At 73.6% G+C, this 21,334-nt stretch carries 17 protein-coding genes; 8 read left to right on the forward strand and 9 right to left on the reverse strand.

Annotated features, from left to right (window positions below; all coding sequences use genetic code 11):
- Nucleotides 1-150: 150 nt before the first annotated feature.
- On the reverse strand, nucleotides 151-537 hold the full coding sequence (locus tag ACH499_RS15250; RefSeq protein WP_356199614.1) for an MGMT family protein: 387 nt from the start codon (nucleotides 535-537) through the stop codon (nucleotides 151-153).
- Between the two features lie 185 nt (nucleotides 538-722).
- Between ACH499_RS15250 and ACH499_RS15255 the strand changes: the two genes are divergently transcribed.
- The 3 genes from ACH499_RS15255 (at nucleotide 723) to ACH499_RS15265 (ending at nucleotide 6,792) form a co-directional block, all read left to right on the forward strand.
- Nucleotides 723-3,461, forward strand: coding sequence for a lysylphosphatidylglycerol synthase domain-containing protein (locus ACH499_RS15255; protein WP_399016094.1), 2,739 nt, complete (start codon nucleotides 723-725; stop codon nucleotides 3,459-3,461).
- Nucleotides 3,462-3,544: 83 nt separating this feature from the next.
- Entirely contained in the window at nucleotides 3,545-5,092 is a 1,548-nt protein-coding gene (locus ACH499_RS15260; RefSeq protein WP_356199617.1) for an alpha/beta fold hydrolase, read from the forward strand.
- Nucleotides 5,093-5,250: 158 nt separating this feature from the next.
- On the forward strand, nucleotides 5,251-6,792 hold the full coding sequence (locus ACH499_RS15265) for an alpha/beta hydrolase (protein WP_399016096.1): 1,542 nt from the start codon (nucleotides 5,251-5,253) through the stop codon (nucleotides 6,790-6,792).
- Between the two features lie 95 nt (nucleotides 6,793-6,887).
- Here the strand turns inward: ACH499_RS15265 and moeZ are convergent, their stop codons facing one another.
- The 7 genes from moeZ to ACH499_RS15300 form a co-directional block, all read right to left on the reverse strand.
- The gene (gene moeZ / locus ACH499_RS15270; RefSeq protein WP_356199621.1) at nucleotides 6,888-8,066 is read right to left on the reverse strand and encodes an adenylyltransferase/sulfurtransferase MoeZ; all 1,179 of its coding nucleotides are present in this window, start codon (nucleotides 8,064-8,066) and stop codon (nucleotides 6,888-6,890) included.
- Nucleotides 8,067-8,129: 63 nt separating this feature from the next.
- Nucleotides 8,130-8,879, reverse strand: a complete 750-nt coding sequence (locus ACH499_RS15275; protein ID WP_399016098.1) for a spherulation-specific family 4 protein — start codon at nucleotides 8,877-8,879, stop codon at nucleotides 8,130-8,132.
- Entirely contained in the window at nucleotides 8,867-9,928 is a 1,062-nt protein-coding gene (locus ACH499_RS15280) for an NAD-dependent epimerase/dehydratase family protein (protein WP_356199625.1), read from the reverse strand. The genes ACH499_RS15275 and ACH499_RS15280 overlap by 13 nt, the downstream gene beginning before the upstream one ends.
- A gap of 40 nt (nucleotides 9,929-9,968) precedes the next feature.
- Nucleotides 9,969-11,291, reverse strand: coding sequence for a hypothetical protein (locus tag ACH499_RS15285; RefSeq protein ID WP_399016102.1), 1,323 nt, complete (start codon nucleotides 11,289-11,291; stop codon nucleotides 9,969-9,971).
- Entirely contained in the window at nucleotides 11,288-13,015 is a 1,728-nt protein-coding gene (locus tag ACH499_RS15290) for a DUF3492 domain-containing protein (RefSeq protein WP_399016104.1), read from the reverse strand. The genes ACH499_RS15285 and ACH499_RS15290 overlap by 4 nt, the downstream gene beginning before the upstream one ends.
- A gap of 207 nt (nucleotides 13,016-13,222) precedes the next feature.
- Entirely contained in the window at nucleotides 13,223-14,935 is a 1,713-nt protein-coding gene (locus tag ACH499_RS15295; protein WP_399016105.1) for a DUF3152 domain-containing protein, read from the reverse strand.
- Nucleotides 14,936-14,943: 8 nt separating this feature from the next.
- A complete protein-coding gene (locus tag ACH499_RS15300) occupies nucleotides 14,944-15,966 on the reverse strand; it encodes an alpha/beta fold hydrolase (protein ID WP_399016107.1) in 1,023 nt (340 codons plus the stop codon).
- A 201-nt stretch (nucleotides 15,967-16,167) separates the two neighbouring features.
- Here ACH499_RS15300 and ACH499_RS15305 point away from each other — a divergent pair, with 201 nt between their 5' ends.
- From ACH499_RS15305 to ACH499_RS15320, 4 genes are all read left to right on the forward strand, one after another.
- The gene (locus ACH499_RS15305; RefSeq protein WP_399016110.1) at nucleotides 16,168-16,389 is read left to right on the forward strand and encodes a hypothetical protein; all 222 of its coding nucleotides are present in this window, start codon (nucleotides 16,168-16,170) and stop codon (nucleotides 16,387-16,389) included.
- A 231-nt stretch (nucleotides 16,390-16,620) separates the two neighbouring features.
- A complete protein-coding gene (locus ACH499_RS15310) occupies nucleotides 16,621-17,262 on the forward strand; it encodes a TetR/AcrR family transcriptional regulator (protein ID WP_356199635.1) in 642 nt (213 codons plus the stop codon).
- Between the two features lie 155 nt (nucleotides 17,263-17,417).
- Nucleotides 17,418-17,645: a DUF3107 domain-containing protein gene (locus ACH499_RS15315; protein WP_356199637.1), complete on the forward strand. Its 228-nt coding sequence runs from the start codon at nucleotides 17,418-17,420 to the stop codon at nucleotides 17,643-17,645.
- Nucleotides 17,646-17,873: 228 nt separating this feature from the next.
- Nucleotides 17,874-18,146 (forward strand): hypothetical protein, encoded by a 273-nt coding sequence (locus ACH499_RS15320; RefSeq protein ID WP_356199638.1) that lies wholly within the window; start codon nucleotides 17,874-17,876, stop codon nucleotides 18,144-18,146.
- A gap of 47 nt (nucleotides 18,147-18,193) precedes the next feature.
- Here ACH499_RS15320 and ACH499_RS15325 read toward each other — a convergent pair whose 3' ends face one another.
- Entirely contained in the window at nucleotides 18,194-18,940 is a 747-nt protein-coding gene (locus ACH499_RS15325; protein ID WP_356199640.1) for a ferritin-like fold-containing protein, read from the reverse strand.
- A gap of 491 nt (nucleotides 18,941-19,431) precedes the next feature.
- On the opposite strand from ACH499_RS15325, the gene ACH499_RS15330 reads away from it, so the two are divergent.
- A partial coding sequence (locus ACH499_RS15330; RefSeq protein WP_399016113.1) for a DEAD/DEAH box helicase occupies nucleotides 19,432-21,334 on the forward strand: 1,903 nt, incomplete at its 3' end.

A 21,334-nucleotide genomic window follows, 5' to 3' on the forward strand; every position in this document is an offset into this window, starting at 1 on the left:
GCAGGGCTTCCCCTTCATCCCCCGGGTCGCTCCCGGCTCGCGAGTCCCCCGCCCCTCGAACGTACGTCATGTCACGGAGGTGCCCGGTGTGTCCCGTTTCCCTCGTACGGATCACGTGTCACACGCCGGGTCGTCCGATGGCGGAAGCTGTCAGGTGTGACCCTGCGCGCGTTCGCCGCCGTCCCACCGGGCCCGTCTCATGTCGAGGCGCGGCACATGGCCCTCCGCGGCTCTGCCCGCCTCCTTCAGCGGCGTGCCCTCCGCCCGGTAGCGGCCGAGCGCCTCCAGCTCGTGGCCGGGCAGCAGGGTGCCGTCCGCGCGGACGACCCGCCACCAGCAGACGGCCCCACCGTAGAGGGACATCACGCGGCCGACCTGCCGGGGGCCTCCCTCCTCCAGCCATTCGGCGACGTCCCCGTACGTCATGACGCGGCCCGGCGGAATCAGCTCGGCGACCTCGAGGACCCGCTCGGCGTACTCGGGCAGCGCGTCCGGGTACTCCACGACGGCCTCGTCCGGAAGGCTCTGCTCGCTCATCCGTCCCATCCTGCCCCACCCCACCGACAACGCGGCGCGCTCGCGAGGATGCGGTCCCTCGCCCGCGCAAGGGCGCTTCGGGCAGACTGTGCGGCCCGCACGGGCACCCTGATGCCGTCGGTTGTCGGTACGACATGCCACCATCGTGCGGTCGGTGACCAGTGATACGAGAGCAAGAAGAGGCGATGAAGCAGCAGGGTGTGCACCCCGAGGACGCCGAGGGCACCTCTGACTCTTCGTCGCGCCCGGGGAGCGGCGAGGGCGGGAAGTCCGGCCCGAGCGGGGCGGACGCCCCGGGGGCGACGGCCGCCGATCCGGGTGATGTGGCGCACATCGACGAGGTGGAGGGCGACGAACCGCTCCTCCCCGCGCGCGTGCACCGTCCCTCCGACCTGATGCGGCTCCTGGTGGGCGTGCTCGCGGTCGCCGTGCTCCTCGCGGTCGCGGCCTTCGCGCACGGCACCACGTCGGGGCTCGAACAGGACATCACCAAGGGCACCGGGCAGGCGCCCGATCTGCTGATCAAGGTCGCCGGCCTGGCCTCCAGCATCGCGATCCTCCTGGTGCCGGTGGCGTTCGCGGTCGAACGGCTGATCAAGCGGGACGGGCTGCGGATCGCCGACGGCGTGCTCGCGGCGGTCCTCGCCCACGGCGTGACCCTCGCCACCGACCTGTGGGTGGCGAAAGCGGCCCCCGATTCCATCCAGGACGCGCTCACCCAGCCCTCACCGGGCGACGTGCACGCGCTCACCGACCCCGTGCACGGCTACCTGGCCCCGGTCATCGCGTACATGACGGCCGTCGGGATGTCCCGCAGGCCCCGCTGGCGCGCGGTGCTGTGGATCGTGCTGCTCCTCGACGCGTTCTCGATGCTGGTCACCGGCTACACGACGCCGTTCTCGATCATCCTGACGGTCCTGATCGGCTGGACCGTGGCCTACGGCACGCTGTACGCGGTCGGCTCCCCCAACGTCCGCCCCACCGGCCGGACGCTGATGGCGGGGCTGCGGCACGTCGGGTTCCGTCCGGTGACCGCCGCGCGCGAGGAGGCGCAGACGGACACCTCCGAGACCGGTGACCGGGGGCGGCGGTACTTCGTCACCCTGGAGGACGGCCGGCCGCTGGACGTCACGGTCGTGGACCGCGAACAGCAGGCACAGGGCTTCTTCTACCGCGCGTGGCGCAACCTGACGCTGCGCGGCTTCGCCACCCGCAGCAGTCTTCCCTCGCTGCGCCAGGCGCTGGAGCAGGAGGCGCTGCTGGCCTACGCGGCGATCGCGGCCGGCGCCAACGCCCCGAAGCTGATCGCCACGTCCGAACTGGGCCCCGACGCCGTGATGCTCGTCTACGAGCACACCGGCGGCCGCACCCTCGACTCGCTGTCGGACGACGAGATCACCGACGATCTGCTGCGGGACACCTGGCAGCAGGTACGCGCCCTGCAGTCCCGGCGCATCGCGCACCGCAGGCTGGTGGGCGACGCCATCCTGGTGGATCGTTCCGGCACCGTGATCCTCACCGAGCTGCGGATCGGCGAGATCGCCGCGGGCGACCTCCTGCTGCGCATGGACATCTCCCAGCTCCTGGTGACGCTCGGCCTGCGGGTGGGTGCCGAGCGCGCGGTCGCCTCGGCGGTCGACGTCCTCGGACCCGACGCCGTGGCGGACTGTCTGCCGATGCTCCAGCCCATCGCGCTCAGCCGCACCACCCGCGCGACCCTGCGCAGGCTGGCCCGGGAGCGGGCCCAGCGCGAACGCGAGGCGGTCCTGGAGGCGTCCCGGCAGGCCAAGGCGGCCCGCTCGGAGGCCGGCACCGACATGGAGTCCGCCTCGGCGAAGCCCGACAAGAAGGCCGTACGAGCGGAGCAGCGGGCCGAGAAGCGGGCCCTGGACGACGCCCTGGAGGAGGCCCGCGAGGAGGACCTGCTGACGCTGATCCGGCACGCGGTGCTGCGGATCAGGCCGCAGGCGCCCGTGGAGCCGGCCCGGCTGGAGCGGGTGCGTCCGCGCACGCTGATCAGCTTCATCGCGGGCGCGATCGGCGCGTACTTCCTGCTGACGCAGCTCACCCACATCGAGTTCGGTCCGCTGATCGCGAACGCCCAGTGGGGCTGGGTCGCCGCGGCCGTGCTGTTCTCGGCGGCGAGCTACGTGGCCGCCGCGATGGCGCTGCTGGGCTTCGTGCCCGAGCGGGTGCCCTTCGTGCGGACCGTGGCCGCACAGGTCGCCGGGTCCTTCGTGAAGATCGTCGCGCCGGCGGCGGTCGGCGGTGTCGCGCTGAACACGCGGTTCCTCCAGCGGGCCGGGGTGCGGCCGGGGCTCGCGGTGGCGAGTGTCGGCGCCTCGCAGCTCTTCGGCCTGGGCTGCCACATCCTGATGCTGCTGTCCTTCGGCTATCTGACCGGTACCGAGAAGACCCCGTCGCTGTCGCCGTCCCGGACGGTCATCGCGGGTCTGCTGACGGTGGCGGTGCTGGTCCTCGTGGTGACGTCCGTGCCGTTCCTGCGGAAATTCGTCGTCACGCGCGTGCGGTCGCTCTTCGCCGGCGTCGTGCCCCGGATGCTGGACGTGCTCCAGCGGCCGCAGAAGCTGGTCACCGGGATCGGCGGCATGCTGCTGCTCACCGCCTGCTTCGTGATGTGCCTGGACGCCTCCATCCGGGCCTTCGGCGACGACTCGACGTCGATCAGCATCGCCAGCGTCGCCGTCGTCTTCCTCGCGGGCAACGCGCTCGGGTCCGCGGCGCCCACGCCCGGCGGTGTGGGCGCGGTGGAGGCGACCCTGACGGTCGGCCTCATCGCCGTCGGCCTGCCCAAGGAGGTCGCCGCCCCCGCGGTGCTGCTGTTCCGTCTGCTCACCCTGTGGCTTCCGGTGCTGCCGGGCTGGCTGGCCTTCAACCACCTGTCCCGGAAAGAGGCCCTGTAGGTCCCGCCGGTACGCCGGCCCCCGCGTCCCTCGTACGGCTCGCGCCCCGGGCGCACGACCCGGCGCACCCGCACGATGGGGACATGCCGAATCCTGCCCGGCTGCGCGCTGCCGCCCTCACCGCCACCGCCGTCCTGCTGTCCGCCCTGCTGGCGGGCTGCGGCGACGGCTCCAAGGACGACGAGGACCTCACGGAGCAGAAGCTCGACTGGAAGGACTGCCCGGCACCGTCCCAGGCCGAGGGCGGCGGCAGCGCGCCCTCTCCCCTGCCGGACGGCGACGCGTGGCAGTGCGCCACCATGAAGGCGCCGCTCGACTGGGACGACCCCCGGGGCGACAGGATCGGCCTGGCGCTGATCCGGGCGAAGGCCAGCGGCGCGCCGGACCGGCGGATCGGCTCGCTCGTCTTCAACTTCGGCGGCCCCGGCGGCTCGGGCGTCACCACCCTGCCCGCCTTCGGCCAGGACTACGCGACCCTGCGCACCCGCTACGACCTCGTCAGCTTCGACCCGCGCGGCGTCGGCCGCAGCGCCCCCGTGGAGTGCCTGGACGACGAGCAGCTCGACACGTACTTCCAGCAGGACGCCACCCCGGACGACGCGGCCGAGCGCACCGAGCTGCTGGACAACACCGAGAAGTTCAACGCGGCCTGCGAGAAGAACTCCAAGAGGATGCTGCCGCACGTGGCCACCACCGACGCGGCCCGCGACATGGACCTGATGCGCCAGGTCCTCGGCGACGACAAGCTGTACTACTTCGGCATCTCCTACGGCACCGAACTCGGCGGCGTCTACGCCCATCTGTTCCCGAAGAAGCTGGGCCGGGCCGTCTTCGACGCGGTCGTCGATCCGACGCAGACCGCCGAGCAGGGGTCGCTCGGGCAGGCCCAGGGCTTCCAGCGCGCGCTCGGCAACTACGCCGAGGACTGCGTGTCCAAGGTCGAGGAGTGCCCGGTCGGCGACAGCGTGCAGGACGTCGAGAACCGCATCGCACGGCTGCTGAGGGACCTCGACCGCAAGCCGATCCCGGGCATCTTCCCCCGCGACCTCACCCAGACCGCGGCGACCGGCGGCATCGCGCAGGCGCTGTACTCGAAGGACTTCTGGGAGTACCTGACCGAGGGCCTGGAGCAGGCCTACGACGGTGACGGCAGGATCCTCATGGTGCTCTCGGACGCGTTGAACGGGCGCAACGAGGACGGCGAGTACAGCAACATCACCGCGGCGAACGTCTCCATCAACTGCGCCGACGACAAGCCCCGCTACGACTCCGCGTACATCGAGGGGAAGCTTCCCGAGTTCCGCGAGGCGTCCCCGCTGTTCGGCGACTACCTCGCCTGGGGCATGGTCAACTGCACCGACTGGCCGGTGGCCGGCGCCGCCGACCATCCCGACGTCAGCGCGCCCGGCGCCCCGCCGATCCTGGTGATCGGCAACACGGGCGACCCCGCGACGCCCTACGAGGGAGCCGCGAAGATGGTGGACGCGCTGGGCGGGGACGTCGGCGTGGAGCTGACGTACCGGGGGCAGGGGCACGGGGCCTACGACAGCAAGAACCGGTGCGTCCAGGACGCGGTGCACGGCTATCTGCTGGACGGGAACGTTCCGGCGGCCGGGACCGTCTGCTCCTGATCCCGGTGCCGTCCGTCCTCCCCGGCCCGCTACGAGAGACCCAAAGCCGCAGGTCAGGACTTTGTCCACAGGCTTCGGCCGGGGTCGTGGCCTGCGCCTACGATGGCATGACCGCCATCCGCCGCACGGCGCGGACGGCCAGCGAGGGGGGAGTGCACATGGCACGTCTCGTACGGTGGACGGCTCTGACGGCCGCCGCCGCACTGCTGACGGCGGGCTGCGGCGGCGGCTCGTCGGGCGACGACACGGACGACGGCGACAGGAGCGGTGCGCGCCCGTCGGCGGCGGCACCCTCCGGGGTGCCGGCGTCACTGGCCTCCCAGACGCTCGACTGGGGCCGCTGCGAGGACACGGCGGACGCCCCCGCGCCCGGCGGCGACTGGCAGTGCGCCACGCTCAAGGCGCCGCTGGACTGGGCCGACCCGGGCGGCGAGACGATCGGCCTCGCCCTCATCCGGTCCAGGGCGAGTGGCGACCGGCGCATCGGCTCGCTGCTGTTCAACTTCGGCGGCCCCGGCGGCTCGGGCGTGTCGACGATGCCCTCCTACGCCGACGCCGTCTCCGACCTGCACGAGCGGTACGACCTGGTGAGCTGGGACCCGCGAGGGGTCGGCGCCAGCGAGGGCGTCCGCTGCCGCGACGACGAGGCGATCCAGGCCGCCGAGTCGGTGGACGCGACGCCGGACACGCCGGCCGAGGAGCGGGCGTTCCTCGCGGACGCCGCCGACTTCGGCAAGGGCTGCCGGAAGGCGGCCGGCAAGCTGATGGCGCACGTGTCGACCACGGACACCGCCCGCGACATGGACCTGATGCGGCATGTGCTGGGCGACGAGAAGATGCACTACTTCGGCATCTCCTACGGCACCGAACTCGGCGGCGTCTACGCGCACCTGTTCCCCGAGAACGTGGGCCGGGTGGTCCTCGACGCGGTCGTGGACCCGAGCGCCGACACGATGGGCCACGCGGAGAACCAGGCACGGGGCTTCCAGCGCGCCCTGGACGACTACCTCGAGTCCACGGGGCAGGACCCCGAGGAGGGCACGAGGGAGATCGCCGCCCTGCTGAAGCGCCTCGACGCCGAGCCCCTGCCGACGTCGTCCCCGGGCCGGCGGCTGACGCAGACACTGGCGCTCACCGGCATCGTCCTGCCGCTCTACAGCAAGGACGGCTGGCCGACGCTGACCAGCGCGCTGGAAGCGGCCCAGGACGGTGACGGCTCGGAGCTGCTGGCCCTCGCCGACGGCTACAACGAGCGCGACGACTCGGGGACGTACGGCACGATGACCCACTCTCAGCGGGTCATATCGTGCCTGGACGACAAGCAGAGGCCGACCGCCGAGGAGACGAAGAGGCGGCTGCCCGAGTTCGAGAGGATCTCCCCCGTCTTCGGCCCCTTCCTCGGCTGGGACACGGCCGGCTGGTGCCACGAGTGGCCCGTGCCCGGGCAGCACGAGACGCCGGAGGTGAGTGCACCCGGCGCGGCGCCGGTCCTGGTGGTCGGCAACACCGGCGACCCGGCCACGCCCTACGAGGGAGCCCGCAGGATGGCGGACGAGCTGGGCGAGGACGTCGGCGTGGTGCTCACCTGGAAGGGCGAGGGCCACGGTGCGTACGGGAGCGGCAGCGACTGCGTCGACTCCGCGGTCGACGCCTACCTGCTGAAGGGAACGGTGCCGAAGGACGGCACGGTCTGCTCATGACGACGGCGGGGGCTCCGGGCACCTGTGGTGCGCGAAGCCCCCGCCGGACGGAGCCCGGGCCGAGCGGAACCCGGAGCCGCCGAGCCGATGCCGGCTCAGTACACCGGCTTCTCCGGCTCGATCTGGTTGACCCAGCCGATCACGCCGCCGCCGACGTGCACGGCGTCGGCGAAGCCCGCGGACTTGAGGACGGCCAGGACTTCCGCACTGCGGACACCCGTCTTGCAGTTCAAGACGATCTTCTTGTCCTGCGGGAGGCTCTCCAGGGCGGAGCCCATGAGGAACTCGTTCTTCGGGATCAGCCGGGCGCCCGGGATGGAGACGATCTCGAACTCGTTCGGCTCACGGACGTCGATGAGCTCGATGTTCTCGCCGTCGTCGATCCACTCCTTGAGCTGCTTCGGAGTGATCGTCGAGTCGGCGGCCGCCGCCTGGGCCTCCTCGGACACGACGCCGCAGAAGGCCTCGTAGTCGATGAGCTCGGTGACGGTGGGGTTCTCGCCGCAGACCGCGCAGTTCGGGTCCTTGCGGACCTTGACCTGGCGGTACTGCATCTCCAGGGCGTCGTAGATCATCAGGCGGCCGACCAGCGGCTCACCGATGCCGGCCAGGAGCTTGATGGCCTCGTTGGTCTGGATGGAGCCGATGGACGCGCACAGCACGCCGAGGACGCCGCCCTCGGCGCAGGAGGGGACCATGCCGGGGGGCGGGGGCTCCGGGTAGAGGCAGCGGTAGCAGGGGCCGTGCTCGGACCAGAAGACGGAGGCCTGGCCGTCGAAGCGGTAGATCGAGCCCCACACGTAGGGCTTGCCCAGCAGCACGCACGCGTCGTTGACCAGGTAGCGGGTCGCGAAGTTGTCGGTGCCGTCGACGATCAGGTCGTACTGGCTGAAGATGTCCATCACGTTGTCGGCCTCGAGCCGCTCCTGGTGAAGGACCACGTCCACGTACGGGTTGATGCCCTTGATGGTGTCACGGGCGGATTCGGCCTTGGAACGACCGATGTCGGCCTGGCTGTGGATGACCTGACGCTGCAGGTTCGACTCGTCGACCTCGTCGAACTCCACGATGCCGAGCGTGCCGACACCGGCTGCCGCCAGGTACATCAGGGTCGGCGAGCCGAGGCCGCCCGCGCCCACGGCGAGCACCTTGGCGTTCTTCAGCCGCTTCTGCCCGTCCATCCCCACGTCGGGGATGATCAGGTGGCGGGAGTACCTGCGGACCTCGTCTACGGTGAGCTCGGGGGCCGGCTCGACCAGGGGTGGCAGCGACACGGGGACTCCGTTGGTCGGTCAATCATTACGGTTGTTCTCTCCGTAACACTGCCACGGCCTTTTTCATTCCGAGACACCCGTCCCGATACGCGAGACGATTTCGTCCCAGTAGCCGGGCATCGCCTCCCAGGGGTCCATGCGGCCGGCCCGGTACGAGCGGTCCGTGAAGTAGATCGTGGCCGCGCCCTGCCAGCGGGCGATGCGCAGCGCCTCCTCCAGGTGACCGCGGGGGACGCCGTGGACGAAGTGGCAGAAGCGCTCGGGCGGATGATCGGCGCTCCAATCGGCCGCCTGCGACCAGCGGTAGTCGCTCCAGGCGCCGGAGAAGGTGACGAGCTGGTCGGCGTGCTCGGCGTAACCGGGGTACGGGTGGGTGCCGTGGCCGAGGACGACGTGGGCGTCGTCACGGATCACACGGAGCGTGTCGACCGTGCGGCGGACCTCGGGCAGGGCCTCCCGTTCGGAGGGGCAGCGGTCGATGAGGAAGCCGTCGGTCCGGTACCAGTCGAGGTAGCGGTGCGCGTCGGAGATCAGCTCGCCGAAGCCGCGGGTCCCGTACCCGGCGTCGAGGTGGCCGAGGACGCGGACGCCGGCGTTGCGCAGCCGCCCGGCCACCTCCAGGCAGTGCGGGTCGGGGTGCGCGCCGGGACCGTCGGCGACGTTGAGGACGACCCAGTGCAGGGGTGTGCCGGGGCCGGTGAGCCCGGCCCACTCGTCGGGGGCGAGGAGGGGGTGGGCGAGGCCCGGCACTCCAAGGCCGGTGCGGACAGCGGTGTGCGAGGTGGCTGCTTCGGCGCTGGTCAGATACGACATGCCGCCTCCATCCAGATGTCGGCGAGGGACTCCTCCAGGGCGATCCGGGGCCGCCAGCCGAGGCGGTCGCGGGCGGTGCGCACATCGGCCTGCTGCCAGGCGCCGCAGCCGTCGGGATAGGGGTAGGCGACCGGGGCCGCGTGCTCGGCGTCGGCACGGTGGTCGCCGCGGTGCCCCAGGGCGTCCGGACGGTGGTGGCCGGCGGACTCGGCCCGGTGGTGGGCGAGGGCGTCGACGCGGTGACCGACGGATTCGGTGCGGGGATGGCCGATGACGGGACGCAGGGCGCCGGGCGGGGCGTCGATCTCGTGCAGGGAGCCGCCGTAGCCGGCGACCCGGGCGAGGGTGGCGGCGGCGTCCCTCAGGCGCACGGCGCGGCCCGAACCGATGTTGATGACGCCCTGAGCGGCGGACAGGGAAGCGGCGTGGACGGCGCGGGCCACGTCGCGGACGTCGACGAAGTCGCGCTGGGCGCCGAGGCCGCCGAGCCTGAGCTCGCCGTCGCCGGACTGCATGGCGCGGCGCATGGCCTCGGCCAGGCGCCCCAGAGGGGAGCCGGCGGGGGTGCCGGGCCCGGCGGGTGAGAACACGCGCAGGACGACGGCGTCCAGTCCGGAGCCGAGGACCAGTTCGGTGGCGGCGAGCTTGCTGACGCCGTAGGGGCCGCCGGGGCGGGGCACGGCGTCCTCCGCGGTGGAGGAACCGGGCTGGCTCGGGCCGTACTCGGAACTGCAGCCGATCTGCACCAGGCGGGCACCGCAGCCGCTGCGGCGCAGGGCCTCGCAGACGGTGGCGACCGCGACGGTGTTGTGGCGGGTCAGCTCGCGGGCACCGCCGCGGGTGGCGCCCGCGCAGTTGACGACGACGCCGGGGTGGACCGCGTCGAGGAAGCGGGTGAGGGCGCCGGGGCTGCCGGTGGCGAGGTCGAAGCGGACGTCGGCGTCGTCCCCGCGGCCGAGGGCGGTGAGCTGGACGGCGGGGTCGGCGAGCAGGCGGTCGGCCACGAAACGGCCGATGTAGCCGTTGGCCCCGATCAGCAGGACTCTCATCGCGCGGCTCCCGGGGCGGCGGCGTCCGGTCGGGAGGTGGTCATCTGGGGGTCTCCTTCAGACGGTGGTGCGGGACGTGTGCGGGGGGGGTGTCCGGGTGCACGCGGTCATCGCGGCTGCTCCGCGGAGCGTGGGCGGATGCCCTGGTGAGGCGGCGGGACGCGTGGACCAGGAGGGTCAGGGCGCCGAGGGCGCAGGCGGACGTCGGTACGCCGGCCGGCCCCCAGGCGGTGACCAGGGCCTCCACGGGGGCGGCGAGGACGTCGCAGCCGGGGAGGCGGCCGGCGAGGACGGTGGCCACGGCGGCCGCCTCGGTGGCGGCCGTGGCGGTGAGGACGAGCCTGGCGGAGCGCCCGAAGCCGTGAACGGCGAGGAGGCGGGCCGGCAGCAGCAGCGCGCCGAGGGTGAGCGCCTGGGCGTAGTCGGCGGGCTCGCCGAGGGCCGCGGCGGTCAGCGCGAGCAGCGCCGTGAGGGCGGCCAGGAACAGGGCGAACGTGCCGAGCAGCAGGGGCCGTACGGAGGCCGAGAAGTCGGTCAGTCCGCGGCTGACGGCCAGTCTGCGGCGGGCACGCACGGCGAAGAGGTGGGCGCAGGCCGCCGCGGGCGCGCAGGCCAGGGCGAGGGCGACGACGGGGACGACGGTGACGGGCCAGGGGCCGGCGGCGGTGCCGTCGGGCAGGCCGTCGGGGCCTCCGGTGAGGGCGGCGCTCAGCAGACCGTCACCGAGAAGGGCGTACCCCAGCAACCAGCAGGTCCAGACGGCGCCGGTGCCGGTGCCGGCGCTCAGCGGGCCCCGGCGCAGCGCCGCGCGCAGGGCGAGGAGCACCGCGAGGGCGGCGGCCGCGACGACGACCGGATGCGGGCGTCCCGCGGTGAGGCGCAGGGCGGCCACAGCGGCGGCGCACAGCACGCCCGGCAGCAGGGCGAGGACGATCCATCCGGCGCGCACGCGGGGCTCCGTCGGCGCGGCGGGGGGCGCGGGGGTGTCGCCGTCGCGGGGGACGCGGGCGTACATCTCCTCGGCGAGCGAGAAGACGTCCCGGTGGCGGAAGCGGGCGGCGGTCCGGTCGGTGACGCCGTGCGCCTCCAGGCCGGCGGCGATCTCCAGCGGGTCGACCGCCCGTTCGCACAGGTCGCGGTGACGGTGCATCAGGGCCTTGACGGGGTCGGCTGCACGGCGGGCGGCGTACGGCGGCCGCTTGCCGGCGGCGCCCGCTTCCGCGGTGCGGCCCGTGTCCGGACGCCCGCCGGCGGGTGCCTCCGTGCCGGGGCCCGCCTCGTCCGGGCACTCCCGCGAGCGTGCGTCCCGGGCGCCGGGGCTGTCCGGTGCCGCGGGGCGGTCGAGTTCGCCGAGGCCGCTCATCGGGCCCCCTCGGTGGCCGCGGTCGTGGCACTCACCGGTGCGTCAGTCGCCCAGCCGGGGCCGCCCCGGGTCACGACCCGGGTGGCGGGGCCGGTCCAGCGGCCGGGGACGTGCGCCTCGGCGGGAACGGCGAAGGGCAGGGGCTCCCCGGTCTCGTCCAGCACGAGGCGGCGGACCGGTGTGCGCGAGAGAATCTCCAGGTAGAGGCCGTGGAACGCCGCGATGTTCTGCTCGACGGTGAACAGTTCCAGGGCGCGGGCACGCGCGGCCGCTCCGAGGCGCGCACGGCGCTCGGGGTCGCGCAGCAGAGCGACGCACGCCTCGGCGAGCGCCCGGGGATTGCGCGGGGGAACGACGAGCCCGGTGCCGCCGATGGCCTCCACCACCGCGCCGACGTCCGTGGAGACCGTCGCCCGGCCACAGAACATGGCCTCGACCAGCCCGGCCGGGAATCCCTCGACGACGCTGGAGAGGACGACGACGGCGCCCACGGCGTACGCGTCGGCGCGGGCGGGCAGTTCGGGTCCGCCGGTCTCCTCGAAGGAGACGGGGTTGTCGCCGACGGCGTGCGGACCCGCGGCCTCGTCGGGGAAAAGGTGGGCGGCGAGGGCCTTGCAGTGGGCGAGGTAGGCGGCGCCCTCGGCGTCCGGGGGAGCGCCGACGATCCTGAGCCGCGCCCCGGGCTCCTCCTTGCGGATCTCCGCGAAGGCGTGCAGCAGCGAGACCAGGTCCTTGGCGGGCTCGACGCGGCCCACCCAGACGAGGGTGAGCGGGTCGGCGCACTCCGGTGACTCCCCGGCCTCCGCGAAGGGCGTCGCGTCCATGCCCGGGTGGACCGTGCGGATCTTCGCACGCTCGGCGCCGCAGCGCTCCTGCCAGCGTCGGGCGTGCGCGTTGCCGGAGGTGATCACGGCGGCGCGGCGGTAGGTCTCGGCGGCCAGCCGGCCGTGGAAGGCCGCCAGCAGGGACCGTATCGCGGGCGGCGCGTCCGGGTCCGTGAGGTAGTGCGTGCGCAACCGCACGCCGTACTCCGTGACCAGCAGGGGCACGCCGTGGAAGTGCCGGGCGAGCAGGCCGGGCAGGGCCGCCGTGCCCCCGGAGGCCGCGTGGCACAGGTCGACCGCGCCGAGCCGGTCGGCGTCGTACCAGTCGAGCGACAGGGGGCGCAACGCTCGTTCGATCCGCGCGGCGACGGCCAGCAGATCGGGGACGCGTGCCTCACGCGCCGGGCGGGGGGCGCCGGGCGTGCGGCAGGCGCGTTCGAGGGCGCGCACGGCGGTTTCCGAGCGGAGCGCGCCCGTCAGTCCGCCCTCGTCGCGGGCGAGTTCGGCGAGACCGTAGAGCGCGTTGGCGAAACGGTCCGCCTCCAGCGCCGCGGCCTCCGCCGACGCTCCCGTCGGGCCCTGGGGGGCGGCCGTGCAGAGGGTGGCGGCCAGTTCGCCGTAGCACTCGGCGAAGCGACGGCGCGCGCGCCGACCGTACGCCCCTCCGTCGCTTCCCGCCCTTCGGCCGCCGTCGTCGGAGTCCCACAGCGGCGCGGTGAGCACCCGGCCGACGTGCGGCGGCAGCGGGACCCAGCCGCTGTGCTCCTGGTGCGCGCCGTGGCTGAGCGCGTAGACGTCGAACTCGTGCTGCCCCAGCCCGTGCACGAGCCGGTCGCACCAGAGCCCGGCGTCACCGCTCACATACGGATAGCCACCCTCCGTAAGCAGTCCGATGCGCACGCGCGCACCCCCGATCTCCCGTCCGGGGAGCCGCCGTTGGCCCGGCGGCTCGCAGCGGGACGAACGTATGCGGACATGGCGGTGGCGCGACGGACGGTTGTCCATCGCGCCACCAAAAGGGGTGAACGGTCGTAACTTTCCCGTGCGGAACGCGTTCGGTCGCGCTAAGGGATCATGCGATTACCCTGGGCGACGCGTCCGGGCCGGTCAGCCGTTGGGGTAGGCCCAGGCGTTGGGCCGGCAGTCGATGCCGTCGTGGTCGACGAACTTGGTCTGCTGCTGCATGACCGGGGCGAGTTCGCCGTCCTTGTCGCACGTGACGTGGTTGTAGCCGATGCGGTGGCCGACCTCGTGGTTGATCAGCATCTGCCGGTAGGCGTGGATCTGGTCGCCGAAGGGCTCCGCGCCCTGCGCCCAGCGGTAGGCGTTGATCATCACGCGTTCGGTGGCGGCCGAGTCGCAGGAGACGTTGTCCACGGTGGTGTCCAGGCCGGACTTCGCGCACCAGGTGGCGGTGGTGCCGGGGCTGGCCAGGGTGATCACGAAGTCGGGCTGCCCGGTGTGGATGCGTTCGAACGTGCGGGCGCCGTTGTGCGCCCAGCTCCTGTTGTCGTTGAGGGTCTTCTGCACGGCCTCCGCGAAGAGTTCGCCGTCGAGCCCGAGTCCCTGTTCGATGTCGACGCGGTAGGTGTACTTCTGCCCCGTCCCCGGCGCCTTGGCGACACCGGGGATCGCCTCGAACTCCCCCGAGCCCTTGAACGCGGCGTCGAGCGGATAGGTCCGGGCCATCTTCTGCTCGTACGTCAGCGGCGCGGCGGCGCCGGACGGGGAGGGGGTCGGCCGGTCGTCCGTGCGGGACGCGGGGTCGCGGGCGTCGCGGGCCTGGTCGGCGGCGGCCTGTCCGCGCGCACTGCCGCCGCCCTGGCCGTCGGTGACCTGGCCGGCCACCACGACCGCCAGCACGGTGGTCACGGCGGCGGCGGCGATGCCGGTGAAGGTCCGCCCCTTGCCACCCTTGGCGGGCGCCGGTTCCCCGGTGGGCGGCGCGTGGTCGGCACCGGATTCCGGGCCGCCGGGGCCGCCGGCGGAGTTCTGGCCGGTGACGGAGCCGTACGGGTCGGACGCCTGCGCGGCGGCGGGGGCACGGCGCGCGGGGCGGGCGAAGACGTCGTCGTCCTCCTCGCCGAAGGCATCCGCGAGGTCGGGCCGCGGCCCGTTCCGATGCGCCTGCCGCTGCCGGGGAAGGGGCACGCCGGGGGCGTCGGTGCCCGGCCCGGGACGGCCCGGCGCCGCGGGGACGCCGGCGACGGCCCCGGGGGACGTGCCGTACGCGGATCCGGTCCGGCCGGGGAACTCGCCCCAGCCCCCGCCCGGTTCACGCTGCTCGGGATGCCCGCCGCGAACACGCGGCACCCCACGCGCCGGCGTGCCGCCCGGAAACCCGGGACCCCCCTGCATCGGCGCGCCCCCGCCGACGCGCGGCGAACCATGGGCGGGCGTACCGTCGGGCAGCCTCGGCACACCACGCGCGGGCGTACCGTCCGGCAGCCTCGGCACACCACGCGCGGGCGTGCCACCGGGGAACCCGGCGCCCTGCGCGGACGCGCCGCCCGGCCCCCGTGGAGCCCCCTGCGGCGCCGCACCGCCGAAGACGCGCGGCACCCCCTGCGCGGGTGTGCCTCCCGGGAAGCCCCCCGGCATCGCACCGTAGGGCGCCTCGCCGTAGGACGTCGGCCCTCCCGGCATCGGGGCACCCGGCGCCGCGCCCTGCTGAGGCGCTCCCGGTTCCCCGGTCGCCTCGGGCGCCCCCGGTCCGGGCAGGCGTCGGCGGCCCGTCCCCCCGGGGCGTCCCTCCCGTACTGCCGCGGTGTCCGCGTGGTCGCCCTTGGGGGCGGGTCCGCGGCGGCTGTGGCGTCCCACGTCGCGCCTCAGCCTCCTGTGGTCTGGTCGGCGGGCTCGTCGTCGACGGCCCCGGCGGTCCTGTCGGCGACCGCCGGCCCCTCGGTGTCCGCGAGGAGTTCACGGAACGCCGTGGCGACGGTCTGCGGGTATTCCATCATCGCCACGTGTCCCGCGTCCGGCAGGGTCAGCAGCCGGGAGTCGCGGAAGGCACGGGCCGCCCGCTGGGCCATGCGGTGGCCGACGAGTTGGTCGCGTCCACCGTAGACCAGCAGCGTGGGTGCGAGAACCCGTTCCGCCTGCCGCCACAGTCCGTGCTGGCCGCCCACGGTGTACGCGTTGACGATGCCGCGCGCCGAACGGGCCATCGCGTCCCAGAAGTACGGCAGTTGCAGCCGGCGCTCCATCTCCTCCACGGCGTTGCGGAAGCCCTCCGGCGTCACCCGCGCGGGGTCTCCGTAGCACAGGGCCGTCACCCCGCGCACGCGCTGCTCGGCGGTCCACTCCTTGGTGAGCCGGTTGAACAGGGACACCACTCCCGGCAGCGCGAGCAGCCCCGTCGGCACGGCGCTGCGCTGGACGCGGATCTCCGGCAGCGCGGGCGACACGAGGGTCAGCGTGCGCACGAGGTCGGGCCGCACGGCGGCGACGCGCGTGGCGACGGCGCCGCCGAGCGAGTTGCCGAAGAGGTGCACGGGGCCCCGGCCGGAGGCGTCGAGGTGGCGGACGACCGCGCGCGCGTGGCCCGAGACGGAGTAGTCGCCGTCGTCCGGCGGCGGCGAGTCGCCGAAGCCGGGCAGGTCGACGGCCTCGCTGTCGACCACGTCGTCCAGCAGCGGCATCAGCGCCGACCAGTTCTGCGAGGACCCGCCGAGGCCGTGGACGTACAGCGCGGGCGCGAGGCCCTCGCGCGCCGGCGGCCTGGAACGCACCGTCAAGGTGACGCCGGGCAGATGGACCGAACGGAGTCGCTCGCCCTCCGCTGTCTTGACGGCCGCCACCTTCGGCAGGACGTTGACGGGCGGCACGGACGGCAGCTCGGTCGAAGACATGCGCCAATGTTACGAGACGATCACGCAGGGGATCACGTGTTCGCCGTCACAGGACCGGGTGCGGCACGGGGCACGGCGGGTACTGGTGTCGGCGCACAGACGACGCATGGCGGCCGGATCGGGTGTCTCCTACGCTCATGGAGAGGGCACCCGCATGTGGCCCCTGCACCCCCAGGGACGTCCGTAGGAAGGGAGCCCAACATGACCGTCGACCCCTCCGACCCGGAGACCTTCGACGAGCAGGCCCAGGAGCCCGAGGAACTCGGGGTAGAGGCGCCCGACGCCGACGCGGCCGAGCAGCAGGCGGACATCGCCCCGGACCGCGACGACTCGCTGGCCGGCATCGAGCCGGACCGCGCCAACGAGGCCGACCTGGTCGAACAGGCCCGGGTGGTCTCGCACGACGAGGACGACTACCGCTGAGGCGGGGGCGTCGCACCGCGGGAGCGCGGGCGTCGTGAGGCGGCCGATCAGGGCCGCCGAGCAGGAGGGAGGCCGATTTTTGCCCGGTCTGATCGCTTTTGAAACCTGTCGTGCGGCTTTCGTCACCGTCCGGTCCGTGAAATTCTGCGCTCGCGACGCGCACACCACGGTTACCGAAAAGTACGATGGCGACGCGGCGCACACCGCACGAGGACGACTTTGGGAGGCGGCGTGACAGCCATCGAGCAGACAGAGGCGGTACGCCCGCGGGGCACACGCCTTCCCCGCCGTGCCCGACGCAACCAGTTGCTCGGCGCCGCGCAGGAAGTGTTCGTCGCCCAGGGCTACCACGCCGCGGCGATGGACGACATCGCCGAGCGCGCCGGCGTCAGCAAGCCGGTGCTCTACCAGCACTTCCCCGGCAAGCTCGACCTCTACCTCGCCCTGCTGGACCAGCACTGCGAGGCGCTGATCCAGTCCGTACGGCACGCGCTCGCGTCGACGACCGACAACAAGCAGCGCGTCCGGGCGACCATGGACGCCTACTTCGCGTACGTCGAGGACGACGGCGGTGCCTTCCGCCTGGTCTTCGAGTCGGACCTGACCAACGAGCCCGCGGTGCGCGAGCGCGTCGACAAGGTCACGAACGAGTGCGCCGAGGCGATCTGCGACGTCATCGCCGAGGACACCGGCCTCTCCCGCGCCGAATCGATGCTGCTGGCCTCCGGGCTGGGCGGCCTGGCCCAGGTGGTGGCCCGTTCCTGGCTGCACAGCGACCGCAGCGTGCCGCGCGACCAGGCGGTCCAGCTCCTGGCCTCGCTCGCCTGGCGTGGCATCGCCGGCTTCCCGCTGCACGGCACCGACCAGCACTGACCGTCGCGTGTTCGGCGTCCGGCCGGGGTTTGTTCCCGGGCGCTGTTCGCTCCTGGCGTTCCGGGGCGGAGCGTGTACGTCCCCTCACCGGGCTAATGTGTGCTGGTACGGCGCGGAAGATCGCGCACTTCACTGACCGTCGGAGGGACATAGCCGTGGAGGTCAAGATCGGCGTGCAGCACGCGCCCCGCGAGATCGTTCTGGAGAGCGGTCAGAGTGCCGAGGAGGTTGAGCGCGTGGTTGCCGACGCCCTGGCCGGCAAGTCGCAGCTGCTGAGCCTCGTGGACGAGCACGGCCGCAAGGTGCTGGTCCCGGCCGACCGCCTCGCGTACGTCGAGATCGGCGAGCCCAGCCCCCGCAAGGTGGGCTTCGGCGCGCTGTAGCCGACGGAGGTGTCGACGAAGGGCCCGGCGGTCGCCAGACCGCCGGGCCCTTCGTGTACGCGGCCCTCCCGGGGGATCCGCCCGGACACGGCTCCCGGGGTTCACCGGGCACGGGCCGGGCACGGCCGCTCACAGGTCACCCACAGGAGGAGGATTGCATTCCGCAGGTCAGGGGTAGGTCCGCTAGGACCGTTTCGGGCAGACCGGCCACACGGGAGGGACCCCGACATGCTCCTGGAAGCGCTCAGCGCCGCGATTCTCGGCCTCGCCCTGGCCTGGGCCGCCGCCCGCCGCCTGCCCCATCGTCTGCCCGCCCGCGTCCTGGTCCTGCCCACGGGTGTGGCCGGGGCCCTCTTCGGGGCGTTCGTCACCCACACCGCGCTGGGCGCCGGCGGCGGACTGCTGCCGGTGCTCATGGGCGCGGCGGCCGTCTCCGCGGCCTCGCTGTCCCTGCTGCTGCGTCCCGCGGGAAGGCTGCGGCGCCGTTCGGCCACCGCCTGACCGGGCGCCGCGGACGGCGCCCGGAGCGGGGCCGCCCGGAGCTGCGCCTAGGCCGCCAGCCCCAGGGCCGCCATCCGCTTGGTGTGCGCCTCGGTGATCCGGGAGAACATACGGCCCACCTCCGCGAGGTCGAAGCCGTCCGCGACACCGCCCACGAGCATCGTCGACAGCGCGTCCCGGTCGGCCACCACCCGCTGGGACTGCGACAGCGCCTCGCCCATCAGCCGCCGCGCCCACAGCGCCAGCCGGCCGCCCACCCGGGGGTCGGTGTCGATCGCGGCGCGCACCTTCTCCACGGCGAAGCTCGCGTGCCCGGTGTCGTCCAGCACCGCCAGCACCAGCGCGCGGGTGTCGGAGTCGAGCCGGGCGGCGACCTCCCGGTAGAAGTCGCTGGCGATGGAGTCGCCGACGTAGGCCTTGACGAGGCCCTCCAGCCAGTCGGAGGGCGCCGTCTGCCTGTGGAAGCCGTCGTAGGCGGCCACGAACGGCTCCATCGCCGCCGTCGGCTCCTCGCCGATCTCGGCGAGCCGGTCGCGCAGCCGCTCGAAGTGGTGGAACTCCGCCGAGGCCATCTTCGCCAGCTCCGCCTTGTCCCCCAGCGTCGGCGCCAGCTTGGCGTCCTCCGCGAGGCGCTCGAACGCGGCCAGCTCGCCGTACGCGAGAGCGCCGAGCAGATCCACGACCGCTGCGCGGTACTGCGGGTCGGCGGCGGCCGTCGCCCAGTCCAGGGCGGCGATTCCGGTGGGTTCGGCAGGGGCGTCCGAGGCGTTGCCAGGCTTGTCAGAGCTCGTCATGCAGCGCACAATAGCCCGCCCGCCGGGACGGTAAGGGACTGGTCAGACACTGTGACGACGACTACGTGACCGGATCGGCCATCGCGTGTGCGCGTTTCCGGGGTATGGTGGTAATGCGCCTGCCGAGTATGTGACGTACGGGTACGTGACATCTTCGTCGGGCCGCACGCATGAGGATGCCCGGTCGGTGGCCCGATCGGCTCCGACCCGACAGCCCTCCCTGCCGTACGCCACACTGCGTAAGGAATCCGGAGGGGGACCCTCAGCGGTACGAGCGCTAGAGCGTCGGCAGAGGTCCCGTGTCCTACGGCTCGCCCGTAAGGCAGCCGACGTCCCCGGCACGGTCCGGCACGACCCCCGCGCTCGCCTCGCACCGCGCACACAGAAGAGGCAGCACCCTGACTACGACGTTCCGATCCCTCGGGATCCTCCCCGAGACCGCCGAAGCCCTCGAGGCCGTCGGCATCGTCAATCCCTTCCCCATCCAGGAGATGACGCTCCCCGTCGCCCTTTCGGGCACGGACGTCATCGGCCAGGCCAAGACCGGCACCGGCAAGACGCTGGGCTTCGGCCTCCCGCTCCTCGAGCGCGTCACCGTCCCCGCCGACGTCGAGGCGGGCCGCGCGGCCCCCGAGTCCCTGACCGACGCCCCGCAGGCCCTCGTCGTCGTCCCGACGCGCGAGCTGTGCACCCAGGTCACCAACGACCTGCTGACCGCGGGCAAGGTGCGCAACGTGCGCGTCCTCGCGATCTACGGCGGCCGGGCCTACGAGCCGCAGGTCGAGGCCCTCAAGAAGGGCGTCGACGTGGTCGTCGGCACCCCGGGACGGCTGCTCGACCTGGCCGGCCAGAAGAAGCTGAACCTGCAGCACGTCAAGTGCCTGGTCCTCGACGAGGCCGACGAGATGCTCGACCTGGGCTTCCTGCCCGACGTCGAGAAGATCGTCAACATGCTGCCGGTCCGCCGTCAGACCATGCTGTTCTCGGCCACCATGCCGGGCGCGGTCATCGGACTGGCCCGCCGCTACATGTCGCAGCCGACGCACATCCGCGCCACCTCGCCGGACGACGAGGGCACGACGGTCGCGAACATCAAGCAGTTCGTGTACCGCGCCCACAACATGGACAAGCCCGAGATGGTCGCGCGCATACTGCAGGCCGAGGGCCGGGGCCTGGCGATGATCTTCTGCCGCACCAAGCGCACCGCGGCCGACCTCGCCGACCAGCTCCAGCAGCGCGGCTTCGCCTCCGGCGCGGTCCACGGCGACCTCGGCCAGGGCGCGCGCGAGCAGGCGCTGCGGGCGTTCCGCAACGGCAAGGTCGACGTGCTGGTCTGCACCGACGTCGCCGCCCGCGGCATCGACGTCGAGGGCGTGACCCACGTCGTCAACTACCAGTCGCCGGAAGAGGAGAAGACGTACCTGCACCGCATCGGCCGCACCGGCCGCGCGGGCGCCAAGGGTACGGCGATCACTCTGGTCGACTGGGACGACATCCCGCGCTGGCAGCTCATCAACAAGGCGCTGGAGCTGGACTTCAACGACCCGCCGGAGACGTACTCCACCTCCCCGCACTTCTTCTCCGACCTCGGCATCCCCGAGGGCACCAAGGGCGTGCTGCCGCGCGCGGCGCGCACCCGTGCCGGGCTGGCGGCGGAGGAGCTGGAGGACCTGGGCGAGCCGGGCGGGCGCGGTGCCCGCGGACGCGGTGGCCGGGGCGGCCGGGACGAGGCACGCACCGCCGACCGCGAGCAGTCCTCCCGTACGCCGCGTCGCCGTCGCCGTACGCGCGGCGGGGCGCAGGTGGACGCGCCGGCCGGGACGACCGCCCCGGAGGCCGTGACCGCCGGTGCGGACGCCGCGGCGGGCACGGACGCCGCGCAGGGTCCCCGTACCCTGCGCCGCAGGCGCCGTACGCGTGGCGGTGAGCCCGCGCGGCAGCCGGTGACCGCCGCTCCCGCCGAGACGCCCGCCGCCGAGACCGCGGTCACGACGGCGGAGGGCAGCGCTCCTGAGGTCTCCGAGGCCGTCGAGGCCCCGGCGAAGCCGCGTCGCCGCCGCACCCGCAAGTCGGTCGAGGCGCCGGCCGCCGAGCAGACGGTCGCCGAGGCTCCGGCCGTCGAGGCACCCGTGGCCCAGGCCCCGGTCGCCGAGGCCCCGGTGGCCGAGGCTCCGGTGGCCGAGGCTCCGGCCGTCGAGGCTCCTGTCGAGAAGCCGCGTCGGCGCAGCCGCAAGGCCGCCGCTCCGGCCGCCGCCGAGACCGCGGCCGACACGGCCGAGGGTGTGACCGAGCCCGCCGCCGACCCGGTGGAGACGAAGCCGCGCCGCACGCGCAAGAAGGCGGTGGCGGAGGCGGACGCCGCCGAGGCCGAACCCCGCCGGACCCGCAAGACCG

Source organism: Streptomyces sp. NPDC018947, assembly GCF_044390505.1.
Taxonomy (GTDB): Bacteria; Actinomycetota; Actinomycetes; order Streptomycetales; family Streptomycetaceae; genus Streptomyces.

Bases quoted from the DNA above. Each gene is read 5' to 3' on its own strand.
- ACH499_RS15250 (WP_356199614.1), bottom strand. From the start codon at position 537: ATGAGCGAGCAGAGCCTTCCGGACGAGGCCGTCGTGGAGTACCCGGAC.
- ACH499_RS15255 (WP_399016094.1), top strand. From the start codon at position 723: ATGAAGCAGCAGGGTGTGCACCCCGAGGACGCCGAGGGCACCTCTGAC.
- ACH499_RS15260 (WP_356199617.1), top strand. From the start codon at position 3,545: ATGCCGAATCCTGCCCGGCTGCGCGCTGCCGCCCTCACCGCCACCGCC.
- ACH499_RS15265 (WP_399016096.1), top strand. From the start codon at position 5,251: ATGGCACGTCTCGTACGGTGGACGGCTCTGACGGCCGCCGCCGCACTG.
- ACH499_RS15275 (WP_399016098.1), bottom strand. From the start codon at position 8,879: ATGTCGTATCTGACCAGCGCCGAAGCAGCCACCTCGCACACCGCTGTC.
- ACH499_RS15280 (WP_356199625.1), bottom strand. From the start codon at position 9,928: ATGAGAGTCCTGCTGATCGGGGCCAACGGCTACATCGGCCGTTTCGTG.
- ACH499_RS15285 (WP_399016102.1), bottom strand. From the start codon at position 11,291: ATGAGCGGCCTCGGCGAACTCGACCGCCCCGCGGCACCGGACAGCCCC.
- ACH499_RS15300 (WP_399016107.1), bottom strand. From the start codon at position 15,966: ATGTCTTCGACCGAGCTGCCGTCCGTGCCGCCCGTCAACGTCCTGCCG.
- ACH499_RS15305 (WP_399016110.1), top strand. From the start codon at position 16,168: ATGACCGTCGACCCCTCCGACCCGGAGACCTTCGACGAGCAGGCCCAG.
- ACH499_RS15320 (WP_356199638.1), top strand. From the start codon at position 17,874: ATGCTCCTGGAAGCGCTCAGCGCCGCGATTCTCGGCCTCGCCCTGGCC.
- ACH499_RS15325 (WP_356199640.1), bottom strand. From the start codon at position 18,940: ATGACGAGCTCTGACAAGCCTGGCAACGCCTCGGACGCCCCTGCCGAA.